This is a genomic window from Streptomyces graminilatus, from assembly GCF_001418565.1.
GTDB classification, from domain to species: domain Bacteria; phylum Actinomycetota; class Actinomycetes; order Streptomycetales; family Streptomycetaceae; genus Streptomyces; species Streptomyces graminilatus.
Genome location: NZ_LIQQ01000706.1, coordinates 1 through 8,791, shown reverse-complemented (window position 1 = coordinate 8,791; position 8,791 = coordinate 1). Strand labels below are relative to the sequence as shown.

9 protein-coding genes and 1 pseudogene are annotated in these 8,791 nt (G+C 71.8%); 5 read left to right on the top strand and 5 right to left on the bottom strand.

Features of this window, described 5'->3' with window-relative positions; translation table 11 throughout:
• Positions 1–454 (bottom strand): DUF5990 family protein (locus AOK08_RS40340; RefSeq protein ID WP_055535337.1); only part of this gene is annotated, 454 nt, incomplete at its 3' end.
• 196 nt (positions 455–650) lie between these two features.
• On the opposite strand from AOK08_RS40340, the gene AOK08_RS40335 reads away from it, so the two are divergent.
• The gene (locus AOK08_RS40335; protein WP_055535335.1) at positions 651–1,607 is read left to right on the top strand and encodes a sporulation protein; all 957 of its coding nucleotides are present in this window, start codon (positions 651–653) and stop codon (positions 1,605–1,607) included.
• A 113-nt stretch (positions 1,608–1,720) separates the two neighbouring features.
• On the top strand, positions 1,721–2,176 hold the full coding sequence (locus AOK08_RS40330; protein ID WP_055535333.1) for a tellurite resistance TerB family protein: 456 nt from the start codon (positions 1,721–1,723) through the stop codon (positions 2,174–2,176).
• A gap of 69 nt (positions 2,177–2,245) precedes the next feature.
• On the opposite strand, the gene AOK08_RS40325 is transcribed toward AOK08_RS40330, so the two are convergent.
• Both AOK08_RS40325 and AOK08_RS40320 read right to left on the bottom strand, forming a co-directional pair.
• A complete protein-coding gene (locus tag AOK08_RS40325) occupies positions 2,246–3,178 on the bottom strand; it encodes a M56 family metallopeptidase (protein ID WP_055535331.1) in 933 nt (310 codons plus the stop codon).
• Positions 3,179–3,184: 6 nt separating this feature from the next.
• Positions 3,185–3,598 carry a BlaI/MecI/CopY family transcriptional regulator gene (locus tag AOK08_RS40320; RefSeq protein WP_055535329.1) on the bottom strand — a complete coding sequence of 138 codons (414 nt, stop codon included), beginning with the start codon at positions 3,596–3,598 and terminating at the stop codon, positions 3,185–3,187.
• 156 nt (positions 3,599–3,754) lie between these two features.
• Between AOK08_RS40320 and AOK08_RS40315 the strand changes: the two genes are divergently transcribed.
• The 3 genes and pseudogenes from AOK08_RS40315 to AOK08_RS42420 all read left to right on the top strand — a co-directional run.
• Positions 3,755–4,330 carry a TerD family protein gene (locus tag AOK08_RS40315; RefSeq protein WP_055535328.1) on the top strand — a complete coding sequence of 192 codons (576 nt, stop codon included), beginning with the start codon at positions 3,755–3,757 and terminating at the stop codon, positions 4,328–4,330.
• An 80-nt stretch (positions 4,331–4,410) separates the two neighbouring features.
• Positions 4,411–5,088 (top strand): hypothetical protein, encoded by a 678-nt coding sequence (locus AOK08_RS40310; protein WP_063794232.1) that lies wholly within the window; start codon positions 4,411–4,413, stop codon positions 5,086–5,088.
• Positions 5,072–5,209: pseudogene (locus AOK08_RS42420) on the top strand (twin-arginine translocase TatA/TatE family subunit); the annotation flags it as partial. The gene AOK08_RS40310 and the pseudogene AOK08_RS42420, both read left to right, overlap by 17 nt.
• A 60-nt stretch (positions 5,210–5,269) precedes the next feature.
• Here the strand turns inward: AOK08_RS42420 and AOK08_RS40305 are convergent.
• Positions 5,270–5,896 carry a sarcosine oxidase subunit gamma gene (locus AOK08_RS40305; RefSeq protein WP_055535326.1) on the bottom strand — a complete coding sequence of 209 codons (627 nt, stop codon included), beginning with the start codon at positions 5,894–5,896 and terminating at the stop codon, positions 5,270–5,272.
• The coding region (locus tag AOK08_RS40300; protein WP_055535325.1) for a 2Fe-2S iron-sulfur cluster-binding protein at positions 5,889–8,791 on the bottom strand (2,903 nt) is incomplete at its 5' end. The genes AOK08_RS40300 and AOK08_RS40305, both read right to left, overlap by 8 nt.

Below are 8,791 nucleotides of genomic sequence, written 5' to 3'. Positions count from 1 at the left end.
TGACCGACGCGCGCGGCGGTACGACCCGTGCGCACAGGGGCCCGCCGCGCGCGTCGGTCAGGCCGAGGCGGCCCACCAGGAGGCCGGTGGCCACGGCCGCGTCGAGTACGTCGGCGGGCACGGCGTCGAGCATCAGTTTGGCGCGGCGGAACATCGTGAAGGTGCCGGAGTCGTCGACGACGCCCCAGGAGAGGTGGACGAACCGGCCGCCCGGACGGCCCTGAACATAGGGGCCCCGCACATCGGTACCGGCCGGCGAGGCCGCCGTGACGCACTCCAGGGTCCAGCTCGCCGAGACGGCGTCGCCGGGCTTCGGGCCGAGGAGTTCGGCCGGACGGTCACGGCGTTGCACGGCGACGTGGATGTCTCGGTACGCCGGAACGTCGTCGCCCGCGAACGCTCCGGGTGGGCAGGTGAGGCCGGGAAGGTCGATGGCTTCGATGCGGATGCGCATTGGGCCATCATCCGCGCGAGGAGGCCGGTCGTCAGGGTGCGGGATTCGGGGAGCCGGTTTTCGGCCGTTTCCCCGCCGGAGGCGCGGAGCGCGGGTCTCCCCCGTCACCCCGACCCTATGCTTCTACGTGACTGTAGAAGGGCGCTGGCCCGGAACGTACATACGAACGAACGCATGTGAAGGAGTGAACGCCACGATGGTGTTCAAACGGCTGCTCGGCTCGCTCGGTGTGGGTGGACCCACTGTCGACACGGTGCTCGATCCCGCCCCCGCCCGGCCCGGCTCCGCGCTCTCTGGGCAGGTGCAGCTCAAGGGCGGCAACGCCGGCTTCGACATCGAGCACATCACCCTGGAGCTGGTCGCGCGGGTCGAGGCCGAGCACGAGGACGGTGAGAGCGAGGGGGTCGTCGTCTTCGGCCGGTTCACCGTCGGCGGTGGGTTCCGGCTCGGTGAGGGTGAGTTGCGCAGCGTGCCCTTCAGTGTGGCGCTGCCGTGGGAGACGCCCATCACCGAGCTGTACGGGCAGGGTCTGGGCATCGTCCTCGGGGTGCGTACCGAGCTGTCGGTGGCCGGCGCCAAGGACAAGGGCGACCTCGATCAGTTGAGTGTCGCGCCGCTCCCCGTCCAGGAAGCGGTTCTCGAAGCCCTCGGTCAGCTCGGGTTCGGTTTCAGGTCGGCCGACGTCGAATACGGGCGTATCAACGGCACCGGCCAGCAGCTCCCCTTCTATCAGGAGATCGAGCTCACTCCGGCCCCGCAGTACGCCCACCAGGTCAACGAGATCGAGCTGACCTTCCTCGCGGGGCCGGGCGGCATGGAGGTGGTCCTGGAGGCCGACAAGCGCGGCGGCTTCTTCTCCGCCGGGCATGACACGGTCACCCGGTTCGAGGTCGGCCACCACGACGTCCGGGACTGGAACACCGAAGTCGACGGCTGGGTGCGGCAGTTGGTCGAGCACCGGGCGGCGTACGGCGGGCACACTCACGACCAAGGCCATGGGCAGCACGACGGGCGGCGGTCCGGGCCCGGGATGGGGACCGTCGTCGCGGCCGGTGCGGCCGGGCTCGCCGTCGGTGTGGTCGGCGGGATGGTCGCGGCCGAAGTCGTGGACGAGGTCGGGGACTTCTTCGAGGGCGACGACGAAGAAGAGTGAGCAAACGGAACTTATCCGCTCGGCGGGTAGTTTCTACGTTGCTGTAGTTGTTCTGGTTGTAGTTGTAGTTGTCGTCGCTGTCTACGCGTCCATTTCTGTTCTCTGGAGTTCTCGTGGCCCTGTGGGACCGTTTCAAGGAGTCCGCATCGACGATGCAGACCCAGCTCGTGGCGAAGAAGAACGACCTCAAGAGCGGCGCCTTCCGCGACGCGAGCATGGCGATGTGCGCCCTGGTCGCCGCCGCCGACGGCACCGTCGACCCCTCGGAGCGCCAGCGAGTGGCACAACTGATCGCCACCAATGAAGTACTGCAGAACTTCGATGCGATGGATCTGCAGCGGCGCTTCGACGAAAACCTCGACAAGCTGGCCGCCGACTTCGCGTTCGGCAAGGTGAGCGTGTTGCAGGAGGTCGCCAAGGCCAAGAAGAAGCCCGCCGAGGCCCGTGCGGTCATCCAGATCGGCATCGTCATCGGCGGCGCGGACGGCGACTTCGACAAGACCGAGCAGGCCGTCGTGCGCGAGGCGTGCTTCACCCTCGGCCTGCCGCCGCACGAGTTCGATCTCTGAGCCGCACTCACCGCGTCCGGCACGCGCGCTTCTCCGCCACGCCCCTCCGACCCGCCGTCACCCGGCCGGTCAGAGGGGCGTGGCCGCGTGGAGGATGGCGATCATCGTCACCGCCGAGTTCGCGGACGCCATCGCCGATACGGCCGTACCCGCGGTGGCGCCCCACACGGCGAGGCCGGCCGTGGTGAACACCGACGGCCAGCGGCGGCCGGCCGGCGCGGGTGCGAGCAGGGCCGCCACCCTGCGCGGCACCGGACCCGGCGCGGCGAATCCCGCGAGCGTCGCCAGTGGCGCGCCCCGGGAGACCAGCGCGGCCCTGCCGATCGCCCGTGCCACGGTACGGCGGCTGCCGACCACACGGGCCGCGTCCTCGTCGGCCCAGCGCTCCGCCGTGTACGCCACCGCCGTACGCAGGGGCCGCAGGAACGGGTTGGCGCGCGCGGCCAGTTGTACGGCGAGCAGGTGGCGGTGATGGCGGGCGGCGAGGTGGGCGCGCTCGTGGGCGAACAGGGCGCGGCGCTCGGCCGGTTCCAGGGAGCCGAGCAGCGCGGTGGTCACCACGATCCGGTCGCGAGGGCCGCCGGGCAGCGCGTACGCGTACGGCACCTTGTCGGGCAGGACCGCGACCGCCGTACCGGGAAGTCCGGCGAGCGCACGGTGGGCTCGACCGCGGGTACGGCAGTGGCGCCACAGGGTCCGGCCGCAGGCCAGGGCCACCGCGCCCAGGGCGGGGATGGCCGCCTTGCCCGCGACCTCGTCATAGGGGACGGCCTCGCGCACCTCGGGGTCCGACCAGCCGTCGGGCAGCGGGTTGCCGGGGAGCTGGGCCGTGCCGACCACCATGAGCAGGGCCAGGCACACCGTGCTGCACACGGCCATCACCGCGGCCACGCCGGTCAGCAGCCGGGTCGCGGTACGCGGATGGAGATGCTGCTCGGCGAGGCGGGCGACCGGCCACGCCGTCAACGGCAGTATCAGCGGCAGAAAGACGAAGACCCCCATGGGGTGTCAGGCTTCCCCTCCGTCGTCGGATGCGGAGCAGGAGTCGTCGCCCGGGCGGCCCAGCAGTTCGCGCAGCAGGCGTTCGTCGTCGGGGCCGAGGCCGGTGACGAAGCTCGCCAGTACGGCCTGCCGGTCCCCCTCCTTGTCCAGTACCCGGCGCATCCGGTGGGCGGCCAGGCCCGCCTGGTCCGCCACGGGCAGCCACGCGAAGGACCGGCCGGCCCGTTCACGGGTGACCGCTCCCTTGGCCAGCAGCCGGGTCAGGATCGTGATGACGGTCGTATAGGCGAGGTCGCCGCCCAGGCGCTCCTGCACCCAGCCCGCCGTCACCGGTCCGTCCGCCTCCCGCAGCGCGGACAGCACCAGCACCTCCAGCTCGCCCTGTCCCCGCCGCCGGGGACGCTGCCGGTGATCCGTCACGCCCTGTCTCCCTTCCGCTGCCGCGTACTTCACGGGCGCTCCATCGTAAGGACACCAGGGACCTCGCGTCCGCAGCACACCCCACACTATTTCTACAGTGATGTAGATTGATCTCGGGTGCAACCGCACCGCCGGATCTCAACCAGGAGGAAAACAGTGGGAGTTTCCCTTTCCAAGGGCGGCAACGTCTCGCTCAGCAAAGAGGCCCCGGGACTGACCGCCGTCCTGGTCGGTCTGGGCTGGGACGTCCGGACGACCACCGGCACCGAATTCGACCTCGACGCCTCCGCCCTGCTGCTGGACGCCTCCGGCAAGGTCGTCTCGGACCTGCACTTCGTCTTCTACAACAACCTCACCAGCCCGGACGGGTCCGTCGAGCACACCGGCGACAACCGCACCGGCGAGGGCGACGGCGACGACGAGGCGATCAAGGTGAACCTCGCGGGCGTACCCGCCGAGGTCGACCGGATCGTCTTCCCGGTCTCCATCCACGACGCCGACAACCGTAACCAGAGCTTCGGCCAGGTCCGGGGTGCCTTCATCCGGATCGTCAACCAGGCGGGCGGGCAGGAGATAGCGCGTTACGACCTGTCCGAGGACGCCTCCTCCGAGACCGCGATGGTCTTCGGCGAGCTGTACCGGGGCGGCGCCGAGTGGAAGTTCCGCGCGGTCGGCCAGGGGTACGCCTCCGGACTGGCCGGGATCGCCTCCGACTTCGGCGTCAGCGTCTGACCCACGACGACCGACTTACGCCGCCGGGCCCGCCTCCCTCGTACGGGGTGGGCCCGGTGGCCGACCCGACGGGAGACCGAGTGGCCGACCCGACACGCCTCCAGCCTGAGGACCGACCCGACTTCGAAGCGATACTGCGGCTGGCGATGAGCGGTTCCGACATCGGCAGGGCCCTGCGTGGCGACCCCACCGGCCGGACAGTGGTCCGGGTACGGCAGCGGGCCCTCGCCAACGCCGACGAGATCATGGCGGCGACGGAACGGGAGTACGCCACCCACCTCGCCCTGCGGGCCGCCCGGCACGGTCAGACCGGCCCGTCGACGGGCCGCGGAACCGTGCTGTCCGCGCTCGCCGTGCTCACGCCGGTCGTGTCCGCCGTGTCCGCCACGGCCCTGCTCCTGCTCGGCTGCACGCTCCGACTCGCCCGCACGGCAGGCGACTTGCCGGCGTCACTGGTGACCGCCGGCTGGGTGCTGGCGCTGGTCGCGGCGCTGAGCACTCTCGTGGCCCTCGTGGCCCTGCTGGGGACGGCGAGACGTCAGCGCGGCGGCCCGCCGACCGCCGAGCGGGTGGAGCAGGCCCGGCTGTCCTGGCACCAGGCGCTGCTGGACCGGGGAATGCTGCCCCACCTGCGCCGGTACGTCACCGAGGACCCGCCCCCCGGCACGGCACAGCCCACGGACGATCGTCCCGGCGACCACCCCGACCGTCCACCCGTCGGCTGCCCAAGGACAGGACCCCATGTTCGGACTGAGTGAACTGGCCGTCATCCTCATCGTCGTCACAGCCGTCCTCGCCGTCAGGAAGCTCCCTGAACTGGTGCGCTCGGCGGGCAGGTCGGCGCGCATCCTCAAGGCCGAGGCCCGCGCCTCGAAGGACGGTGCCGGGGACAAGGAGTAAGGAGCGAGAAGCAAGAAGCAAGGAGAAGGCGGCCCGGCTTCAGCTCACGTACTCCGTGGCCGCGTCCAGCAGCCAGTCCGTCAGGTAGCCGGCGAAGGACGAGCGGACCAGTACCCAGAATCCGGCCCTGGGCTCGTCCCTGGCGACCAGGACCACCTGGGTGCGGCCCAGGGTCGTCTGGGCGCAGTGGCCGGGGCCGAAGGCGCGCGGATGCAGGTCCAGGGGGCAGCCGTGGGCCAGCAGGTCGCGGGCGAGGGGGCCCGTGACGAGGAGTGTGGTGCGCTGGGCGGAGACGTCGGTGACGGACACCGGCTGCTCCTCCCCCGCCGCCTCCCTGATACGGCCCTCCAGCTCCCGTTCGCGGCCGGGCGGCCCCACGATCAGCCACTCGTCGGGGCCCAGCCACAGGGCGACCAACTCCCCCGCCCGTACGACGGTGTTGGGAGCGAGGGGCAGCGGAAGACCGAGCGCGAGCCCGACCGCGTCCGCCGCCGCTCCCTTGGCGTCGAGGCGTACGTCGAGCTGGGTCAGGAAGGGCAGTTCGGCCAGCCGGACCGCGCCCCCGGAGGCACGGGTGGCGGCGGCCAGCCGGCCTGCCGCGCCCGACAACGGAGACACGGGCGACACAGACGACAGGGACAACAGGGACGTGTTGGTGTCAGCCATCTCGGCGGGCTCCCTCGGGGTCGTAGAGGACGGGGCTCGCGACGGTCACCGGGACCAGCCGGTCGCCCACGGGGGCGTACAGCCGTTCGCCGAGGCGTTCCCGGCCGCCCTTGATCAGGGCGAGCGCGAAGGTCCGGCCCAGGGCGGCGCTGCGGTAGCTGGAGGTGACATGGCCGAGCATCGGGACGGGCGGCGCGGGCAGTTCGCTGTCGGCGACGAGCTGGGTGCCTTCGGGGAGGAAGGTGCCGGGGTCGTCCGGGAGCAGGCCGACCAGGTGCTTGCGGTCGGGGCGGACGGCGTCGGCACGAGCGTACGAGCGCTTGCCGATGAAGTCGGGCTTCTTCTTCGACACCACCCAACTCATGCCGAGATCCTGGGGAGTCACGGTGCCGTCGGTGTCCTGGCCGATGATCGGGTAGCCCTTCTCGGCGCGCAGGACGTGCATGGTCTCGGTGCCGTAGGGGGTGATGCCGTACGGGGCACCGGCCTCGTACAGCGCCTCCCAGAGGGCGCGGGCCTCCCACGGTGACACGTTGATCTCGTAGGCCAGTTCGCCGGAGAAGCTGATCCGGCACACGCGTGCGTCGATGCCCGCGACAGGCGTCTCGCGCCACGCCATGAAGGGGAAGTCGTCGTTGGCGACGGCTAGTTGGGGTGCGAGGGAGGCCAATACGTCCCGGGAACGCGGGCCCACCAGGGCCACCGTGGCCCACTGCTCGGTCACCGATGTGCAGTGGACGCGCAGGTCCGGCCACTCGGTCTGGGACCACTCCTCCATCCAGTCAAGTACGGCTGCTGCGTTGCCCGTTGTCGTGGTGACCAGGAAGCGGTCCTGGGCGAGGCGGATGACCGTACCGTCGTCGAAGACCATGCCGTCCGGGCGGCACATCACGCCGTAGCGGATCATGCCGACCTTCAGGGTGCTCATCATGTTGGTGTAGAGGAGGTCCAGGAAGACGCCCGCGTCCGGGCCCTGTACGTCGATCTTGCCGAGGGTGGAGGCGTCCATGAAGGCCACGCTGTCGCGGGCGGCGGCGCACTCGCGCAGGACGGCCGCTTCCATGTCCTCCCCTGGCCGCGGGTAGTACCAAGGCCGCTTCCACTGGCCGACGTTCTCGAACAGCGCGCCCTGCTCGACGTGCCAGGTGTGCAGCGCGGTCGTACGGATCGGGTCGTGCAGCGCGCCCCGGTCGCGGCCCGCGAGGGTGGCGAAGGAGACCGGCGTGTACGGCGGGCGGAACGTGGTCGTGCCGAGGGCCGAGATGTCGACGCCGAGCAGCGCGGCGACGATGCCGCTGGCCAGCAGGCCGGACGTCCTGCCCTGGTCGTTGGCGGTGCCCGCCGTCGTGTACCGCTTGGTGTGCTCCACCGAGCGCATACCGGCACCGGTCGCGCGGGCGAGATCGTCCACGGTGACATCGCGCTGGAGGTCGACGAAGGAGCGGGTGTCGGAGGCGTCCGGGATGGCGTACACGTGCATGGGCGGTGTCTGCGGCGGTGCGGCCGGGTCGGGGGCGGGGAGGCCGGGGGCCTCGGGTGCGGGTGCTGCGTCGTAGCCCTCCGCCGCGAGTGCGCGGGAGGCGGCGGCCGCGCCCTGGGCGAGGACGGACGGCAGGTCCAGGGCGCCGGACGCGCTGCCCGCGACCTCGACGGCCTGGCGGCAGGTGTCGGGGACGAAGGTGCCGAGCGCGTTGTCGTAGCGGAGCTTGCCGCCCGCCTGGCTGAACAACTGGGCCACCGGGTTCCAGCCGCCGGAGACGAGGAGGAGGTCGGCGGCGAAGTCCCGTCGGTCTGGACTGTCCCCGGCCTCCGCGGGCTCCCCGGTGTACGGGGCGACGGTCACGGCGGTCAGCCGCGCGTCGCCTTCCGTCCCTACGACCGCGTGGCCTGCCAGCACCTCGATTCCGGCCGCCCTCGCGCGCTCGGCCCACTCGCCCGGGTAGGGGCGGGTGTCGACGATCGCCGTCACGTCCGTGCCCGCCGAGGCGAGGTCCAGGGCGGCGGCGTACGCGCTGTCGTTCGTCGTGAACACGACCGCCCGGCGGCCGGGCAGGACGCCGTACCGGTTGACGTACGTACGCGCCGAGGCGGCCAGCATCACACCGGGGCGGTCGTTGTCCGCGAAGGCCAGGGAGCGTTCGTGGGCGCCGGTGGCGAGGACGACTCGGCGGGCGCGGATGCGCCAGACGCGTTCGCGGGAGACGTTCGCGGGGGCCGCCGCGCCGAGGTGGTTGGTGCGGCGTTCGACGGCGAGGAGGTGGTTGTCGTCGTAGTAGCCGAAGACGGTGGTGCGGGGCAGGACCCGTACGTCGGGGGCGGCTTCCAGGAGGCGCGCGGTCTCCGCCACCCAGTCGAGGTGCTCCGCCGTGCCCAGGAGGCTGCCGCCCGGCTCCGGGCGGTCGTCGGCCAGGATGACGCGGGCGCCGGTGCCGGCCGCTGCGGCGGCTGCCGCGAGGCCGGCCGGGCCCGCGCCGACGATCAGCAGGTCGCAGTGGGCGTGCACGGCGTCGTAGCGGGCGGGGTCGGGGGTGGTGGCGAGGCGGCCCTGGCCGGGGAGGCCGGTCGCTGCCAGGCCTTCGTACAGCTCCACGGTGGTGGCGGGGAGCATCGGTTCGGGGAACGGGGCCTCTATCTGGATGACGGCGTTGGGTTCCTCCACGCCGGCGGAGAAGATGCCTCGGGGGCGGCCGAGTTTGATGCTGGTGCCGGTCTGGATGACGCCGTTGGCGAGGAGGGCGGAGGCGAGGGTGTCGCCTTCGTAGCCCTGGTACTGGGTGCCGTCGAAGGTGAAGGTGAGGGGGTTGGTCCTGTTGACCCGGCCGAGGGCGGGGTGCCTGAACGGCTGGGGCTCCGACTGCTGAACCCCGGCCGGCTTTTTCAGCCCGTCCGGCGTTT

Excerpts from the sequence above, each read along its gene's own strand:
- AOK08_RS40335 (WP_055535335.1), top strand. The coding sequence starts at position 651 with ATGGTGTTCAAACGGCTGCTCGGCTCGCTCGGTGTGGGTGGACCCACT.
- AOK08_RS40325 (WP_055535331.1), bottom strand. The coding sequence starts at position 3,178 with ATGGGGGTCTTCGTCTTTCTGCCGCTGATACTGCCGTTGACGGCGTGG.
- AOK08_RS40305 (WP_055535326.1), bottom strand. The coding sequence starts at position 5,896 with ATGGCTGACACCAACACGTCCCTGTTGTCCCTGTCGTCTGTGTCGCCC.